Source organism: Marinobacter shengliensis (assembly GCF_003007715.1).
Classification (GTDB): Bacteria; Pseudomonadota; Gammaproteobacteria; order Pseudomonadales; family Oleiphilaceae; genus Marinobacter; species Marinobacter shengliensis.
In genome coordinates this window covers 26,028-43,930 of sequence record NZ_PXNO01000007.1, presented here as the reverse complement: position 1 = coordinate 43,930, position 17,903 = coordinate 26,028, and the positions used below count along the sequence as shown (strand labels likewise).

Here is a 17,903-nt window from a genome sequence, read left to right as displayed (position 1 = left end):
CGTTTACTCTCCGAATACAGTGTGGTCGGAAAGAGTACGGCCAAGGCCAGAGAGCAGATCATTGTTCCGGCGCGCGCCAGTGTCCCGAGCGACCACCCTTCTTTTCCAGCAGCCGCACACCATCCACCACCATCGCCTTATCAACGGCTTTGCACATGTCGTACAGGGTCAAAGCGGCAACACTGGCAGCCGTGAGCGCCTCCATCTCGACACCGGTCTGCCCCGACAGCTTGCAACGGGTAAGGATATGCACAGAGGCGCCATCCGCCCCCGGAGACAACTCCACTTTCACCGATGTCAGATTCAGGGCATGGCACAGGGGAATCAGGTCATGGGTCTTCTTGGCCGCCATGATGCCGGCGATACGGGCGGTAGCCAGCACGTCGCCCTTGGGATGCTCACCATCAATGATCATTCGCAGGGTTTCCGGCGCCATGCGGATGGTTGCTTCCGCCCGGGCCTCCCGCTCGGTGACGGCCTTGCTCGTCACATCCACCATTCGGGCTTCGCCCTTATCATCCAGATGGGTCAACTTGCTCACGCTGTACTCCCCGCTCGTTGTTGATCTGTCACTGTTTAACCACTGTCGCACAGGCTGATGCCGGCGGAAATCCGTAATCCCCGCCAGCGGCTCACCACCAGAAACCGATACCGGCAATGCCCTGGCCGCCCCGCTCACGACACAGTGTTTCATGACCTGGCGCCAGCCCCCCCAGCCCGTAGACTGGAAGCCTGGCATTGGCCACCAGGAATTCGAACTGCTCCCAGCCGATTCCGGGTTGCCCCGGATGGGTGGGCGTTTCCAACACCGGGCCCAGCGTCGCGTAATCCGCACCCAGAGCCGCCGCATGGTGCAGCTGCCCCTGGTCATGGCAGGACACCCCCAGCCATCGATCGGCCGGCACAGGGCGCCTTGAGAGCGCCTGAGCTTCACGCCAGGGCAGGTGCAGGCCGGCAGCTTTCGGAAACGCACCAAGCAAGCGCGGATGCCCATGCAAAACCAGTCCGACACCGGCACCGGAACAGATCGGCAAAGCCTCTGCCGCCAGTTTCAGGTAATCGTTATCCGGCAATTGAGGCGCCCGAAGCACAACCAGCTGCCCCGCCATCCCGCCAATCGACCGTTCCAGCCTGCTGATACCGTCCTGCCAGGATGCCATAGGGCCAACAATCGCGAGGCGCTGCGGTAAATTGAGTGCCCTGATGATCGGGCGGTTGGCGGCGGGGAAATCCGCATCGGCGAGCTCGCACGGGCGCAGCCAGCTGATCGGCTGCCCTTCCCGGCCCTCTGGCTGCCCCTCGGCTTCGGTGGTTCTCCAGACATCCAGGAAAACCTGTTTATCGCCGTAATCATGTCGAATACCGATCACCGGCTCCAGGCTGGCCAGGGGCACCTGCAGGCCGGTTTCCTCGGCAATCTCCCGAACCAGGGCCTGCTGTACGGTTTCCCCCGACTCCACCTTGCCACCCGGGAACTCCAGCAGTCCGCCCTGATGCACGTGATCCGGACGGCGGGCAATCAGAACCCGGCCGTCACGGATAATGACGGCGACCGCAACGTGGATCTGCTTCTTCCCCGCCAGGGTCTCAGGCTCAGGTACGGTATTCGGCATTGATGGTCACATAGTCGTGGGAGAAGTCACAGGTCCACACGGTTTCCTGAACGCTACCGCGCTTGAGGTCGATGGCAATGGTGATTTCTTCCTGGCTCATTACCCGCTGACCCCGGTCTTCGGAGTAATCATCGGCACGGCCACCATTGCGCACCAGGCAGACATCCCCCAGATAGATTTCCAAAGAGCCCAGGTCCAGGTCCGGCACACCCGCGCGCCCCACCGCCGCCAGAATCCGGCCCCAGTTGGGGTCCGAAGCAAACAGCGCGGTCTTCACCAGCGGCGAGTGCGCGACGGTATAGGCCACATCGAGGGCCTCCTGCTGGCTGGCCGCACCGCTGACATCGATGGTGACAAACTTGGTGGCACCCTCACCGTCCCGGACAATGGCATGGGCCAGGTCCAGGTATACCTGGCGAAGGGCTTCTCTCAGCGTCGGCAGGTGCGGGCTGTCTGCGGTGATTTCCGGCCCGTCGTACTGGCCACTGGCCATCAACATGCAGGCATCGTTGGTGGAGGTGTCGCCATCAATGGTAATCCGGTTGAACGACTTCTCGCCCAGCTCCGACGCCAATGACTGCAGCACGTCGGGTGCAATGCGGGCGTCGGTGGCGATAAACCCGAGCATGGTGGCCATGTTTGGCCGGATCATGCCCGCGCCCTTGCTGATGCCGGAGATGGTCACCGCATGGCCACCCAGATCCACCCGCACAGACGCACCTTTGGGCCGGGTGTCGGTGGTCATGATGCCACTGGCGGCTTCCGCCCAGCGGTCTTCCCGGGCACTGGCCAGGGCTTCCGGCAACGCCTTGACAATCTTGTCGACCGGCAAGGGCTCACCGATCACACCGGTTGAGAACGGCAACACTGCGTCAGGGCTAACGCTTGCTTCGGCGGCCAGCGCTTCACAACAGCGCAGAGCATCGGCCATGCCACGTTCGCCGGTACCGGCGTTGGCATTGCCGGTGTTGATCAGCAGGTAGCGGGGTGCGCCCTGGGCCAAGTGTTTACGGCTGAGTACCACAGGAGCCGCGCAAAACTGATTGCGGGTAAATATGCCCGCTACCCTCGCCTCCGGCACCAACTCAAACACCACTATGTCTTTACGCCCGGGCTTTTTGATACCCGCACTCGCAATCCCCACCTTGATACCCGCCACCGGGTAAAACTCGGGTAAGGTTCCGGGACCTACTGCCATGCCTGCCTCCTGAATTTATCCGAAACTGTAAACGACAAAACCCGCATACCGCCCATACACTGGCCGATTGCGGGTTCTGGTGCCGAGGTTGCTGCTCAGGTTTTAGCTGACCTTACCGCAACACTGCTTGTACTTCTTGCCAGACCCGCAGGGACACGGCTCGTTTCGCCCTACCTTGCGCTCCTGGCGAACAAAGGTCTCCGGGGTGCCCTGGGCCTGGTTGCCCTGGCCAGCATCCTCACCCTGGGTGGCACTGGTCTGATCGTGCCGCAACTTGGCCCGGGCCATTTCCCGCTCCAGCTCTTCCTTGCGGCGGCGCTCGATCTCTTCCATCTCTTCGCGACTCTGAACCCGGACATGACACAACACACGGGTGACGTCACGCTTCATGGTGTCCAGCATGGTCTCAAACAGGTTGAAGGCTTCGCGCTTGTATTCCTGTTTCGGGTTCTTCTGAGCGTAACCGCGCAGGTGGATACCCCGGCGCAGGTGGTCCATGTTCGACAAATGCTCCTTCCACAGGGTGTCGAGCACCTGCAGGAACACCTGTTTCTCGAACTTGCGCATGGGCTCTGCGCCAGCAATCTCTTCTTTCGCCTTATATTCGGTGACGATAGCGTCGAGAATCTTCTGGCGCAGGTTTTCCTCATACAGCTTGCTGTCTTCATCCAGCCACTGTTGAATCGGCAGATCAATCGCCATTTCAGATTGCAGCTGCGCTTCCAGCCCGGCCACGTCCCACTGTTCCGGCATGCTCTGGGGCGGAATAAACTCGCTGACCATAGCGTCAACCACATCGCTGCGAATGGTGTCGACCATCTCGGAGATGTCGTCAGACGCCATCACCTCGTTACGCTGGTCGTAAATCACCGTGCGCTGATCGTTGGCTACGTCATCGTATTCCAGCAGGGTTTTACGCATGTCGAAGTTACGGCCTTCCACCTTGCGCTGGGATTTCTCGATGGCGTTGGTGACCATACGGTGCTCAATGGCCTCACCCTTTTTCATACCCATGGCCTGCATCAGGTTCTTCACCCGTTCAGGCGCAAAGATCCGCATCAGGTTATCTTCCAGCGACAGGAAGAAACGGGAAGAACCCGGATCGCCCTGACGGCCGGCACGGCCCCGTAACTGGTTGTCGATCCGCCGGGATTCGTGACGCTCGGTACCGATAATATGCAGACCACCGGCATCCAGCACCTGATTGTGGCGTTCGGTCCATTCCGCCTTCATGCGGGCGACTTCTTCCTCGGACGGATTATCCAGGGCGGCCACTTCGTATTCCCAGTTACCGCCCAACACAATGTCCGTACCACGACCGGCCATGTTCGTTGCAATCGTCACTGCGCCGGGGCGGCCCGCCTGGGCAATAATCAGTGCCTCAGAGTCATGCTGCTTGGCGTTGAGGATCTTGTGCTCGATCCGGGCCTTTTTGAGCAGCATGGACAACAGTTCGGAGGCCTCGATGGATGCGGTACCCACCAGGATAGGCCGACCTTCGCCCGTGACATCCTTGATCTCATCAATGATGGCGTGGAATTTCTCTTCCTGGGTCAGGTACACCAGGTCGTTGTAGTCAATCCGCTGAATCGGCTTATTGGGCGGAATGACCACCACATCCAGGCCGTAGATCTGGCGGAATTCGAAAGCTTCGGTGTCTGCGGTACCGGTCATGCCGGCCAACTTGTCGTACAGACGGAAATAGTTCTGGAAGGTGGTCGACGCCAGGGTCTGGCTTTCGGCCTGGATCTTCAGGCCTTCTTTCGCCTCGATGGCCTGGTGCAGGCCTTCGCTCCAGCGGCGGCCCGGCATGGTCCGGCCGGTGTGTTCATCAACGATTACCACCTGACCACCCTGAACGATGTAGTCGACATCCTTCTGGAACAGGTGATGAGCCCGCAGGGCTGAATGAACGTGGTGCAGCAGGCTCAGGTTGGCTGCCGAGTAAAGGCTTTCGCCCTCCTGCAGCAGGCCTCGCTCCAGAAGTAATTCTTCAACCTTCTCATGACCGGCCTCGGTGAGCTCCACCTGGCGTGACTTTTCGTCGATGGTAAAGTCGCCGGAGCTTTCTCCGGATTCACTGACCTCGCCTTTTTCAAGGCCCGGAATCAGCGTATTGATGGCCTGATAGAGCTTCGAGGAATCTTCGGCAGCACCGGAAATAATCAGGGGGGTACGGGCTTCGTCGATCAGGATGGAATCCACCTCATCCACGATGGCAAAGTTGAGACCGCGCTGAACCTTGTCATCAATACTGAAGGCCATGTTATCGCGCAGGTAGTCAAAGCCGAATTCGTTGTTGGTACCGTAGGTGATATCCGCCTGGTAGGCGGCGCGCTTCTCTTCCGGTGGCTGACCAGCAACGACCACGCCAATGGTCAGGCCAAGGAAGCGATACAGCTTGCCCATCCACTCGGCATCACGGCTTGCCAGGTAATCGTTGACGGTGACAACGTGAACGCCCTTGCCGGGCAATGCGTTGAGATAAACCGCTGCGGTGGCCACCAGGGTTTTACCCTCACCGGTCTTCATCTCGGCAATGCGGCCTTCGTGCAGGGTCATACCACCAATCAGCTGTACGTCGTAATGACGCATGCCCATCACCCGGCGGCTGGCCTCGCGAACGGTGGCAAAGGCTTCGGGCAGCAGGGCATCCAGGGCTTCGCCCTCATCAAGACGCCGGCGGAATTCAGCGGTCTTGCCCTGCAACTCGGTGTCCGACAACCCGCCCAGCGCCTCTTCAAGTTGATTGATGCGCGTAACGGCTTTTCGCATCCGCTTGATTTCTCTGGCGTTTTTACTGCCGAACATCTTCGTTGCAAGCTTTGTGAACATAGACCACTGCTTCTTCAGTTAAACGGAGGAAGCCGGCATTCTAACCTTATTTGGCGACAGGACAAAAGGTGGGGTTCACGGGAATGGAATCAGCGGCTTGCGCGCTGGATATATTTCTCAGGATTTTCGGACTTGCCATTGCGGATCACTTCAAAATGCACGTGGGGGCCAGTAGACCGGCCGGTGCTTCCCATCAGTGCCACAACCTGCCCTTTCTGGACCACATCACCGGTTTCGACCTTGATGGTCTTGGCGTGGGCATAACGGGTAACCAGCCCGTCGCCGTGATCTACCTCAACCAGATTGCCGTAGCCAAAGCGGTCACCGGCAAAGGTCACAACGCCGGCACCGACAGTGATGATATCACTGCCTTCCTTACCCGCCAGATCCACTCCGGCATGCCAGCGGCGCTTGCCAGTGAAGGGGTCGGTACGGTATCCGTAAGGGGACGACAACCAGCCCCAGGTAATGGGACGGCCCTGCAGATACAGCTCGTCTTCGAGCTTGTTGCGGGACGCCACCTTATCAAGCAATCGCAGCTGCTTTTCACGATCATCCAGCGTGCGCTCCAATTGCTCGATCATATCGGTCAACTCAGGGGCACTGTAGGACTCACCACCCATACCGTCTTCGGGGCCACCAACAGCCGCCGGCTGATCAAAGTTGAATTCATCGCTGGCCACCAGCCCGGACTCAACGAAGCGCTGACCAAGGGCATCCAGTCGCAGAAGCCGCCCCTGGATATCACCAAGCCGGAGTGTCAAAGCGTCCACCTGCTGCTGCACGTTCTCCCGAACCCGCGTCACCTCGGCCCGTTGCTCCTGAAGCTTGTCTTGCCAGGTAGATACCAATTCGGTCTCTGTGGGCTTTTTGGCTTCCGCCTTTGCCACGGCCACCTGATAACCCGCCCAGCCAGCCGCCAACAGCAGCGCCAGCACAGTAAACACCAGAGCTGCAACAATACCGGCGTTGAGCGCGATTGCCCGGGAACGGCCGTGGCGTTTGCCAACGAATATTACGTTCATATCGTCATTCGATTTCATTGAAGAGCCGCATACCTGTCCCTGTAGTGCTGCGGCCCGGAAATAAATATCCGAGCGGTTCTGCTATCCTTGGCAACAACTACGTACTGATAAATCGCAGCGCCCGGTAGACATACTCATTACCCACAATGTAAAACGAGTGTGTTATCAGCGCTACGCACAAAGCGTGCCGAAGTGTAACCAATCGTAAACAGTCCCGTCGAGAAAAAAGCCGGTTATGAGCAAAAAAAATGACCAAAAAATGATCTTTGGCAAAGTGGCTTCCAGCCCCGGCTCTACTCTGAAAGCCCTGCTGACCAAAGCCGAGCTTCACCAGCAGGCGGAACAACTGGTGCTCGACGCGGCTCCGGAGGAGCTGGCAGACGGCACGCGTTTTGTCAGCTGTACCGACGGAGAACTGGTGCTGGCCACCGACAACGCCAGCAAGGCTACCCGGTTACGGTTCCGTCAACACGAGATCATGGAAAAGCTGCGGGAGCAGGAGTTGTTCAGGTTTGTCTGGAAGGTTCGCATCAAGGTGTCACCCTTGAGGTACCGGGACAAACCGGAGGCGAAAATGACGCCCCTCAGCAAAGAAAATGCCCGGCTCCTCAAAGAGGAAGCCGGGCACACGAAGGATAAAGCACTACGCGAGGTTCTCGAAAAACTCGCAAGCCACGTCCGGGATTAAGGCTTCCGGCCTTAACCCACCGCGAGCACAGGTTTCATGTAAGAGATAGGAGCAGTGGCTTCATCATCGAAGGTCACCACTTCCCATGCGTCTTCTTCCGCCCTGAGCTTGCGCAGCAGCTTATTATTCAAGTCGTGACCGGATTTGATACCGCGGAACTCACCGATCAGGCTGTTGCCCAGCAGGTAGAGATCGCCGATCGCGTCCAGAACCTTGTGCTTGACGAACTCATCGTCATAACGAAGGCCATCTTCGTTAAGGATCTTGTAGTCGTCGACCACAATGGCATTGTCCACGCTGCCACCCAGCGCCAGGTTCATCGCACGCAGCTTCTCGATATCGCGCATGAACCCGAAGGTACGGGCACGGGAGACTTCCTTCACAAAAGACGTGCTGGAGAAATCCACCGTTGCGGTCTGGGCACGACCCTTGAACACAGGATGGTCAAAGTCGATACCAAAGCTGACCTTGAAGCCTTCAAACGGCAGGAAGGTCGCTTTCTTGTCACCTTCTTCGATGGTGACTTCCCGCTTGATGCGGATAAACCGCTTGGCGGCATCCTGTTCGGAAATGCCGGCAGACTGCAGCAGGAATACGAACGGCCCAGCTGAACCATCCATAATCGGCACTTCCGCCGCGCTCAGTTCGACATAGCAGTTGTCAATGCCAAGACCAGCCATGGCTGAGAGCAAATGCTCTACGGTCGCCACACGGACACCGTCATTTACCAGCGTCGTGGACAGCATGGTCTCACCTACATTTTCCGCGCATGCCCGGATCTCAACCATTGGGTCGAGGTCCGTACGGCGGAAGATGATGCCCGTATCAACCGGAGCCGGCTTCAGGGTCAGGTAAACCTTTTCCCCTGAGTGCAGGCCGATACCGGTCGCACGGATGGTATTTTTGAGTGTCCGTTGTCTGATCATCGGTTCATCATTCCGTCACAAAAAGTCGATATTCTGAGCAAAAAACTGCCCGGAGAATATCAGAATTCAAGACTGAGTACCATTTAGCCAACATGACTTTACTTAAAAATTGCAATAGTCATCCGCTATGGCCAACCAGCTCACGTTTATTCCGGACTAAAGGTTCCATCTGACTGCGTTGAAACCGATACCCCCGAACACAGGTGAGACAGATTATCAATCAGCCTGCCGGCGAAGGAATGCGGGAATATCGAGATAGTCCACACCCTGCTCTTCGCTTTCTTTGCTCTGGTCCAGCGCCACATTGCCCTGCGAAACCGCACGACGACGCAGCACAGCAGGCCGATCCAACTGGTTGTAATCGGTCTTGCCGTCCAGTGTGCGTGAGTTGTCCACCACCTTGGTGGGCTTCTCACGTTCACCGCCGAGACCCGTCGCCACCACGGTGACCTTGAGCTCGTCGGTCATTTCCGGATCGATAACCGTGCCCACCACCACCGTGGCGGCGTCTGAAGCAAATTCACGAACGATGTCGCCAACTTCGGAGAATTCGCCCAGGTTCAGATCCATGCCGGCGGTAATGTTGACCAGGATGCCCTTGGCGCCCTGCAGGTTGATGTCTTCCAGCAGCGGGCTGCGAACGGCGGCCTCAGCGGCTTCACGGGCGCGGTTCTCGCCGGTGGCGCGGCCGGTACCCATCATCGCGTTGCCCATTTCGGACATCACGGTTTTAACATCGGCAAAGTCAACGTTGATCATACCGTTGCGGGTGATCAGGTCAGCGATACCCTGAACCGCGCCCAGCAACACGTCGTTGGCGGAGGCAAAGGCGTCCAGCAGGCTGGTCTTCTTTCCCATGACCGCCAACAGCTTCTCGTTCGGGATGGTGATCAGTGAATCAACGCTCTCGCCCAGCTCTTTCAGGCCGGACTCGGCCACGCTCATACGCTTGCCACCCTCAAACTGGAACGGCTTGGTGACCACGGCAACGGTCAGGATACCCAACTCCCGGGCCACTTCCGCGACAACAGGCGCGGCACCGGTGCCGGTTCCACCACCCATGCCGGCGGTGATAAAGACCATATCCGAGCCGCTGAGCGCCTCGGCAATACGATCACGATCTTCCAGGGCAGACTGACGGCCCACTTCCGGGTTGGCACCAGCACCCAGACCTTTGGTGATATTGCCACCAAGCTGGATAATCTGGCGGGCGTCCAGGTCTTTCAGTGCCTGGGCGTCTGTGTTGGCGCAGATAAACTCCACACCTTCAATGTCGCTGTTAAGCATGTGACGAACGGCGTTACCGCCACCACCGCCAACACCGACAACCTTTATAACTGCGTTTTGCTGAACACTATCAACGAGTTCAAACATATCCCCTACTCCTTCGTGCTGTTTCCGGTCTTTCCAGACCGGTTTCATTCGATCGTTTTGTGTTTTTCGAGATACCTTCGTGTACTACCTGCTGATTCACCGTCAGAAGTGACCGGTAAACCAGGCTTTCATGCGCTCAATCAGGGAAGGTGCATCCTCCCCTTTGAGCACCGGCGCCCGGCCAAGATCCATTTGCCGGAAGCCATGAATCAACAACCCCACACCAGTGGCGTAGATCGGGTTGTTGACCACTTCGGTCATGCCGGAGACCGCCTGCGGACAGGCCAGCCTTACCGGCATGTGGAAGATTTCTTCGGCCAGCTCCACCACCCCTTCCATGGTGGACGAACCGCCCGTAATCACGATGCCTGCGGGAATCATGTCTTCGAATCCCGACCGGCGAAGTTCCGACTGCACCAGGGTGAACAGCTCCTCGTAACGGGGCTCCACCACTTCCGCCAGCGCCTGCCGTGACAGGTCTCTGGGCGCCCGGTCCCCGACACTGGGAACCTTGATGGTTTCGTCGGCACCGGCGAGCTGAGTCAGCGCGCAGGCGTATTTGATCTTGATCTCTTCGGCATTTTGCGTTGGCGTGCGCAGCGCCATGGCAATGTCATTGGTGACCTGATCACCGGCAATGGGAATCACCGCGGTATGGCGGATCGCACCGCCGGTAAACACCGCGATATCGGTGGTACCCCCACCGATATCCACCACACAGACACCCAACTCTTTTTCATCCTCGGTCAGAATCGCGTGGCTCGATGCCAGCTGCTCAAGGATGATGTCGTCTACCTCAAGGCCGCAGCGTTTCACACATTTCTCGATGTTCTGTGCCGCGTTTACCGCGCAGGTCACCAGGTGCACCTTGGCTTCCAGGCGCACACCGGACATGCCCATGGGCTCCTTGATGCCTTCCTGGTTATCGATCACGAATTCCTGCGGCAGGATATGCAGGATTTTCTGATCAGCGGGTATGGCAACCGCCTGGGCCGCGTCGATCACCCGGTCGATATCGGCCTGAGTCACTTCCCGGTCGCGGATGGCCACGATACCGTGGGAGTTCAGGCTCTTGATATGACTGCCCGCGATGCCTGCGTAGACCGAATGAATTCGGCAGCCAGCCATCAGTTCAGCTTCCTCCACTGCCCGCTGGATGGCCTGAACCGTGGTTTCGATATTCACCACCACCCCCCGCTTGAGGCCGCGGGACGGGTGTGAGCCGATACCAACCACTTCGATGGTTCCATCCATCTTGCGCTTGCCGACAATCGCAACCACTTTGGAAGTTCCGATATCCAGGCCGACAATCATGTTTTCCGTTTCAACCGATGACATGTGTTTCACCAAACCCCAGGTTCGTAATAATCGTTATCAGGATTTCGGCGCGGCGGTTGCCACGTCCGACTTCCACTGCACCGCCACGCCGTTGGAGTAGCGGGCATCAACCCGACTGACTTCGTCCACTCGCGAAGCCAGGCGGTTCTCATAAACCGTAATAAAACGCTCAAAACGTTGCTCGACCTTGTCACGCCCCAAAACCACCTCAATGCCGTTTGACAGCGTGAGTGTCCAGGCGCCCCGTTGTTCCAGGGACAAGCCAGCAAATCCGAGCCCGTAACCGGCCAACTGGTCACTCATGGTGCGGGCCATGGAAATCACCTCTCGCACCCGCTCATCCGGCCCCGCCAGCCTGGGCAATCTGCCCGCCACTTCCGGGTTTGGCGGCAGGAATAGCTCGCCTGACCTGCTTACCAGCCGGCCATCCGTCCAATACGCCAATGGCTTTTTCTCCCGGATGTCGATCTCCAGCCGCCCTGGCCAAACCCGCCTTACCGCCGCCGAGGCTACCCAGGGCCGACGTTCCAGTTCGGCTTTCACCTCCGCCAGATCGGTGGCGAAGTAACTCTTGCCAATCCAGGCGCCGGCAGCACGCTCCACGGCCACCGAGCTGTCGCCAACAAAGTCTCCGCGCACATCCACCGCAATGATCTGCTGGTCCATGGCAGTAAGCAGCCGGTCGGTTGCCCAGGGCACCATGGCCGCCAGCAGAACAATGGTTGCGCCCAGCCCCACCTGTAGCCAAGGCACCGCCGACAATACCCCTCGCAACACACCAAACCGGTCCCGCTCCGGTCCGACCGAGGTTGCCCCCCGTCGCCGGGGCGGCTCGGGCGGTACCGCCCGGCTCCGGATCAGTAATGTTTCAAGCATTCGTCGCCTCCGGCAGCGTGTCCTTGAGAATCCGCACGACCAGTTCTTCGAAGCTGATGCCTGCTGCCTTGGCGGCCATCGGCACCAGGCTGTGGTCAGTCATACCAGGGACAGTGTTCGCCTCCAGCAACCAGAATTCGCCGTCAGCATCCTGCATGATGTCGACCCGCCCCCAGGTTCTGCACCCGAGCACCCGAAAGGCGTCCAGCGCCAGGTGCTGCAACCGGACTTCATCGTCCGGGGCCAGGCCACACGGAATCCGGTACCGGGTATCATCGGCCAGATACTTGGCGTCGTAGTCGTAAAAGGTATGGTCTGTACTCAGGCCAATGGCCGGCAGAGCTTTGTCCTGAAGCAGGCTGACGGTAAATTCCGGCCCCTCAATCCACTGCTCCACCAGCACAAGATCATCGATTTCCGCTGCCTTTCGATAGGCCTCCGCCAGCTCTTCGACATTGTGAACCTTGAAGATCCCGATACTGGAACCTTCGTGGGCCGCCTTGACACTCAACGGTGTGCCCAGGCTCCGGATAATCTCATCCGCCTCCGCGGCGGAGGTCATGGCCCGGAATGCAGGCGTTGGCAGACCGCAGCCCTGGAATACATACTTGGTACGTAACTTGTCCATGGCCAGGGCCGAGGCCAAAACCTCGCTGCCGGTGTAGGGAATGCCCGCCTGCCCCAGAATCGCCTGCAGGGTGCCGTCCTCGCCGCCCCGGCCGTGCAGGGCAATAAACACCCGGTCGTACTCCGGAGCTTCGACGGTTTTCAGCAGGCAGCCACGCACGTCAATACCAAAGGCATCAACGCCGGCCGACTGCAACGCCGACAACACAGCCTGGCCACTCTTCAGGGACACCGCCCGCTCTGCGGAATCGCCCCCCATGAAGACCGCCACGCGCCCGAAGGCTTTCACCAGTTCCGGTGATGCCTGATAGGGCTGTGCGTTGGTATGACTCAAATCACTCACTTGCTCACTCCCGCCGCAGCCAGTCGTGCAGCAACGCCACCAATATCGCCGGCACCCTGGGTAATCAGCAGGTCGCCGTCTTTCAGGGCACTTTCCAACAGGTTTTCGATTTCCCGGTTTTCCTCGACGAACACCGGCTCAACCTTGCCACGCTGCCGGATACTCCGGCACAGGGCACGGCCATCGGCACCGGGTATTGCCGGCTCGCCGGCTGAATACACATCCATCAATAACAGGCCATCGAGTTCCGACAACACACGTACAAAGTCTTCGTACAAATCCCGGGTACGGGTGTAGCGATGGGGCTGGTACAGCATGACAATGCGCCGGCCAGGCCAGGCATCGCGTGCGGCACGGATAACCGCTTCCACTTCCGTGGGATGGTGCCCGTAATCGTCCACCAGCGTTACCGACCCTTGCGGAATCCGGTATTCGCCATACACCTGGAAGCGCCGGCCGACACCGGCAAAGCCCGCCAGGCCCCGACAGATTGCCTGATCATCCACCCCTTCATCGGTGGCAACGGCAATGGCAGCCAGAGCATTCAAAACATTGTGACGGCCCGGCATTTTCAGCTCGACCGTCAGGTCTGAGCGATTCCCTGGGCGGCGCACAACAAAATGGGTTCTCAGACCATCTGAACTGATCTGCTCGGCCCGGTAATCCGCATCCGGGTTGTCGATGCCGTAGGTAATGATGGCCCGGGATATCCTCGGAATGATTTCCTGCACGTAGGCGTCATCCACACACATCACGGCAATGCCGTAGAATGGCAGGTTGTGCAGAAAGTCCACGAACGTCTGTTTCAGTTTTTCAACATCACCGCCGTATGTATCCATGTGGTCGGCTTCGATGTTGGTCACCACCGAAATCACTGGGGTCAGGTGCAGGAACGATGCATCGCTTTCGTCAGCCTCTGCCACCAGGTACCGGGAGCCACCGAGCTGGGCATTGGTACCGGCACTGTTGAGCTTGCCGCCAATGACAAAGGTCGGGTCCAGGCCCGCTTCCCCAAGAATCGAGGCAATCAGGCTGGTGGTGGTGGTCTTGCCGTGGGTGCCAGCGATGGCAATGCCATGGCGATAGCGCATGATTTCCGCCAGCATTTCTGCTCGCGGTACGATCGGCACGCGGCGGCTGCGGGCGGCTGTCACCTCAGGGTTGTCGCCAGCGACAGCAGAAGAGACGACCACGACGTCTGCCTGCTCACTGTTCTCCGCCCGATGGCCGATCTGGACTTCTACGCCCATGGCGCGGAGGCGGCCGGTAACCGGACTCTCTTTCAGGTCCGACCCGGACACGTCGTAACCCTGGTTCTTGAGCACCTCTGCGATGCCACTCATGCCCGCACCGCCGATACCAACAAAATGGATACGGCGAATACGGCGCATTTCGGGCACCTGATAGACCAGCGGCGGATTGGTTACTTCAGCCATTGGCGGCCTCCAGACAGTAATTCACGACTCTCTCCGTTGCATCAGGGCGGGCCAGTGAGCGGGCGGCCGTCGCCATTGTCGAAATTCGTTCCCGGTCGCCTGCGAGATCTTTCAAGGTCTCCGCCAGCACATCCGGAGTCATCATCTGCTGGGGTATCAGAATGGCTGCCCCTGCTTTTACCATGTGTTCGCCATTGCGGGTCTGGTGGTCGTCCACCGCGTGGGGGAAAGGGACCAACACGGCCCCGACGCCAGCGGCGCAGAGTTCTGATACCGTCAGGGCTCCAGCCCGACACACCACAATATCTGCCCAGGCGTAGGCTTCGGCCATGTCCCGGATAAACGGTTCAACACTGGCCGAGACACCGACAGCCTCATAGGCGTCCCGGGCTTCCTGCGCATTTTTTTCACCACACTGGTGCCGAACCTCCGGGCGCAGTTCCTCCGGCAACAACGCCAGTGCAGCTGGTACCTGCTGGTTGAAAACCCGGGCACCCAAACTGCCGCCCACAACCAGAACACGCACCGGCCCGGTCCGGCCATTGAGACGGCGCTCCGGCTCGTCGATTTCGGTGACATCTTTGCGCACCGGGTTGCCGGTGCAGCGGGTGACCACGTTCGCACCAAAGCTCCCGGGAAAGGCTTCGAGCACCGTATCCGCAACCCGAGTCAACCAACGGTTGGTCATTCCCGCGATGGCATTCTGCTCATGGATCACCAGGGGCACACGCTGCAGAAAGGCAGCGATGCCACCGGGGCCAGTCACAAAGCCACCCATGCCCACAACGCAATCCGGCTTGATCTTTCGCAGCACGGTGAACGCCTCACCCAGAGCGCGCATCAAGCGGATCGGTGCCAGCAACAGGGCCAGTTTGCCTTTGCCACGAAGCCCGGAAACATGAATCAGCGACAGCGGAATATCCGTCTCGCCAATCAGCCGCTCTTCCATACCGCCCTTTGCGCCCAGCCAGAACACCTCGTGGCCTCTGTCCTGCAGCGCACGGGCGGTCGCCAGCGCGGGGAATACGTGGCCACCGGTGCCACCAGCCATCATCAGAAAACGACGGGGCTTACTCATACACAGCACCTCCCCGCGTTTTTTTTCTGGTTTGTTCTGAATTCATTCGCACCTTATCAAGCCGTTCAATTTCAACCCTTGCCAACACGCCGATACCAATGCAGGTCATCATCAGGCTGGATCCGCCGTAGCTCACCAAGGGCAGCGTCAGTCCCTTAGTGGGTAACAATCCCGTGCTGACGGCCATATTGATACCCGCCTGCAGACCCATCAGCAGGGTAAGGCCATAACTGAAGCACGCACCAAACGGCATACCCGCTTTCTCCGCCCGCCGCGCGATCACCAACCCGCTCACCACCAGTGCGGTGAACAATGCCAACACAATCAGCGAGCCCAACAAACCAAACTCTTCGGCGATGATGGCGAAGATGAAGTCGGTATGTGCCTCCGGCAGATAGAACAGCTTCTGGATCGAATTGCCCAGGCCAACACCGGCCCATTCGCCCCGACCGAAAGCAATCAGCGACTGGGTAAGCTGGTACCCGGTATCAAACTGGTCTTTCCAGGGGTCCAGATAGCTCACCACCCGCTTCAGACGATACGGCTGGGTAACCACCAGAACGGTTCCCAGCAACGCCAGGATGCCGATCAACGGAGCAAACCGGGTTAGCCGAACGCCGCTAAGGAAGATCATGCCCGCTGCGGCGGTGACCAACACCACGGTGGCGCCGAAGTCTGGCTGAATCACCAGCAGCACCGACGCCAGGCCCAACACCACCAGGGGCTTCAGAAACCCGGACCAGGTGTTCAGCAACTCATTCCGGCGCCGAACCACGTATCCGGCCAGATAGGCGATCAGGCAAAGCTTGGCCACCTCGGATACCTGCACATTGAACAGTCCCAGAGGAATCCAGCGGGTTGAGCCGTTGACTGTGCGCCCCATGGGTGTGAGCACCAGCACCAAGACGAGCATGCCGACACCCAGCAGCAGCCACCCGCTGCGCTCCCACCAGGACACCGGCACATTCACGGCGACCAGGGCCATGAGGCAACCGAGCGCCGCAAACAGCACCTGCCGGATCACATAGTGATAACTGTTGCCCATGGTGGCCGCTGCCATATCCATGGAGGCAGACGAAATCATCACCACGCCCAGCACCAGAAGCGCAACGGATGTCACCACCAGCACTGGCAGGGGCTGGAGATCACCTAACCAGGCTTGTGGCCGGTAACTGGCTGCACCCACTTGCATCACTGGGCCTCCACCAACACACGGAACTGGTCTCCGCGATCGTTATAATCCCGGAACATGTCAAAACTGGCGCAGGCCGGTGACAACACCACCCGGTCGCCTGGCTGCGCCAGCCGGCGCGCTTGCTCGACGGCCTCGGCCAGCGACTCTGCCTTAACGATGTCAACACCGTCGGCCAACGACCTGGCAATGGTGTCGGCATCACGCCCCATCAATACGACCGCACGGCAGTATCTGGCTGCGGGTTCCGCCAGGGGTTTGAAGTCAGCGCCTTTGCCATCGCCACCGGCAATCAGGATTACCTGGCCGTCTTGGGGCGCCAGGCTTTCGATCGCGGCAACAGTGGCACCCACGTTGGTGCCTTTGGAATCATTGATGTAATCAACGCCATCCAGATGCCGGACAAACTCACAGCGATGGGGCAAGCCGGTAAACTCACGTGCCACCCCAAGCATGGTCTCCATTGGCAGGCCCGCTGCGTGACCAAGGGCCAATGCGGCCATCACGTTGCTGATGTTGTGCCGCCCCATCAGCTTGAGCTCGCTGGCCAGCAACAGGTTGTCGAACCCGAAGGTTATCCAGGTTCCCTGATCGTCGTCCCGGGTGCTGAAGGTCTCCGGGTTCACCCGATTAAAGCCAAAACAGATAAACCGCAGGTTATCCCGCGCCATGGGAGTGCTCAGGGCGTCGTCAAGATTCACAATGGCGTTCTTACAGCCCCGGTAAATCCGCTGTTTTGCCTGAAAGTACGCCATTTTGTCCGGGTAACGGTCCATGTGATCGTCACTGACATTGAGCACGGTGGCGGCCTCGGCGTTCAGTTCTTCGGTGGTTTCCAGTTGAAAACTCGAGAGTTCCAGCACATACAGGTCTGCGCCCTGACCAAGGAGTTCCAGGGCGGGTGTACCGATATTGCCGCCAACCTTGACGTTCCGCCCCGCCGCCCGGGCCATTTCCCCGACCAGAGTGGTGACCGTTGTCTTACCGTTGGAACCCGTGATGGCTATGATGGGTGCATCTGCCGCGTCGGCAAACACATCAATATCACCGCGAACTCGAGCGCCATTTTTGGCGGCAGCGGCAATGGCTGGCTCCGCAATGGCAATACCCGGGCTGACCACCAGTTCGTTAAAACCGGCAAACAACGAGGGATCAAACGCTCCGAGATAGACCGGTATATCCGGCCAGCCCGCGCGCAGTTCTTCCAGCCCGGGCGGGTTTTCCCGGCTGTCAGCCACAGCAATGTCGCGGCCCGTTCCGGACAAATAGCGCACGCAGGAGAGCCCGGTTTTACCGAGCCCTACTACCAATGTGCGACGATCCGAAACAATGACACTCATAGCTGTAACCACTT

The 17,903-nt window shown here is 59.1% G+C and carries 15 protein-coding genes; 1 reads left to right on the top strand and 14 read right to left on the bottom strand.

All coding sequences use genetic code 11. The features are described from left to right. Positions 1–58: 58 nt before the first annotated feature. The 5 genes from moaC to C7H10_RS01395 form a co-directional block, all read right to left on the bottom strand. Positions 59–541: a cyclic pyranopterin monophosphate synthase MoaC gene (moaC, locus tag C7H10_RS01415; RefSeq protein ID WP_058090996.1), complete on the bottom strand. Its 483-nt coding sequence runs from the start codon at positions 539–541 to the stop codon at positions 59–61. Between the two features lie 91 nt (positions 542–632). After that, complete coding sequence (locus C7H10_RS01410) at positions 633–1,613, bottom strand: Nudix family hydrolase (RefSeq protein ID WP_072678056.1); 981 nt, start codon at positions 1,611–1,613, stop codon at positions 633–635. Beyond that, positions 1,594–2,811: a bifunctional glutamate N-acetyltransferase/amino-acid acetyltransferase ArgJ gene (gene argJ, locus C7H10_RS01405; protein ID WP_106693380.1), complete on the bottom strand. Its 1,218-nt coding sequence runs from the start codon at positions 2,809–2,811 to the stop codon at positions 1,594–1,596. Before argJ ends, C7H10_RS01410 begins: the two co-directional genes overlap by 20 nt. 102 nt (positions 2,812–2,913) lie before the next feature. After that, the gene (secA, locus tag C7H10_RS01400) at positions 2,914–5,646 is read right to left on the bottom strand and encodes a preprotein translocase subunit SecA (RefSeq protein WP_106693379.1); all 2,733 of its coding nucleotides are present in this window, start codon (positions 5,644–5,646) and stop codon (positions 2,914–2,916) included. A gap of 89 nt (positions 5,647–5,735) precedes the next feature. Continuing rightward, positions 5,736–6,671: a M23 family metallopeptidase gene (locus C7H10_RS01395; protein WP_244178157.1), complete on the bottom strand. Its 936-nt coding sequence runs from the start codon at positions 6,669–6,671 to the stop codon at positions 5,736–5,738. A 235-nt stretch (positions 6,672–6,906) separates the two neighbouring features. On the opposite strand from C7H10_RS01395, the gene C7H10_RS01390 reads away from it, so the two are divergent. Next, complete coding sequence (locus C7H10_RS01390) at positions 6,907–7,359, top strand: DUF721 domain-containing protein (RefSeq protein ID WP_106693376.1); 453 nt, start codon at positions 6,907–6,909, stop codon at positions 7,357–7,359. A gap of 11 nt (positions 7,360–7,370) precedes the next feature. Here C7H10_RS01390 and lpxC read toward each other — a convergent pair whose 3' ends face one another. The 9 genes from lpxC to murD all read right to left on the bottom strand — a co-directional run bounded on the left by lpxC (position 7,371) and on the right by murD (position 17,889). Further along, entirely contained in the window at positions 7,371–8,285 is a 915-nt protein-coding gene (lpxC, locus tag C7H10_RS01385; RefSeq protein WP_058091002.1) for a UDP-3-O-acyl-N-acetylglucosamine deacetylase, read from the bottom strand. A gap of 216 nt (positions 8,286–8,501) precedes the next feature. Beyond that, positions 8,502–9,659, bottom strand: coding sequence for a cell division protein FtsZ (gene ftsZ, locus C7H10_RS01380; protein WP_058091003.1), 1,158 nt, complete (start codon positions 9,657–9,659; stop codon positions 8,502–8,504). 102 nt (positions 9,660–9,761) lie between these two features. Beyond that, a complete protein-coding gene (gene ftsA / locus C7H10_RS01370; RefSeq protein ID WP_058091004.1) occupies positions 9,762–10,997 on the bottom strand; it encodes a cell division protein FtsA in 1,236 nt (411 codons plus the stop codon). Between the two features lie 36 nt (positions 10,998–11,033). Beyond that, on the bottom strand, positions 11,034–11,873 hold the full coding sequence (locus C7H10_RS01365; RefSeq protein ID WP_106693375.1) for a cell division protein FtsQ/DivIB: 840 nt from the start codon (positions 11,871–11,873) through the stop codon (positions 11,034–11,036). Continuing rightward, a complete protein-coding gene (locus C7H10_RS01360) occupies positions 11,866–12,843 on the bottom strand; it encodes a D-alanine--D-alanine ligase (protein WP_106693373.1) in 978 nt (325 codons plus the stop codon). The genes C7H10_RS01365 and C7H10_RS01360 overlap by 8 nt, the downstream gene beginning before the upstream one ends. Continuing rightward, positions 12,840–14,279 (bottom strand): UDP-N-acetylmuramate--L-alanine ligase, encoded by a 1,440-nt coding sequence (murC, locus tag C7H10_RS01355; protein WP_058091007.1) that lies wholly within the window; start codon positions 14,277–14,279, stop codon positions 12,840–12,842. Before murC ends, C7H10_RS01360 begins: the two co-directional genes overlap by 4 nt. After that, on the bottom strand, positions 14,272–15,357 hold the full coding sequence (gene murG / locus C7H10_RS01350) for an undecaprenyldiphospho-muramoylpentapeptide beta-N-acetylglucosaminyltransferase (protein WP_106693372.1): 1,086 nt from the start codon (positions 15,355–15,357) through the stop codon (positions 14,272–14,274). Before murG ends, murC begins: the two co-directional genes overlap by 8 nt. Then, positions 15,350–16,549 (bottom strand): putative lipid II flippase FtsW, encoded by a 1,200-nt coding sequence (gene ftsW / locus C7H10_RS01345; protein ID WP_058091009.1) that lies wholly within the window; start codon positions 16,547–16,549, stop codon positions 15,350–15,352. The genes murG and ftsW overlap by 8 nt, the downstream gene beginning before the upstream one ends. Further along, on the bottom strand, positions 16,549–17,889 hold the full coding sequence (gene murD, locus C7H10_RS01340; protein ID WP_106693371.1) for a UDP-N-acetylmuramoyl-L-alanine--D-glutamate ligase: 1,341 nt from the start codon (positions 17,887–17,889) through the stop codon (positions 16,549–16,551). The genes ftsW and murD overlap by 1 nt, the downstream gene beginning before the upstream one ends. Positions 17,890–17,903: the final 14 nt, after the last annotated feature.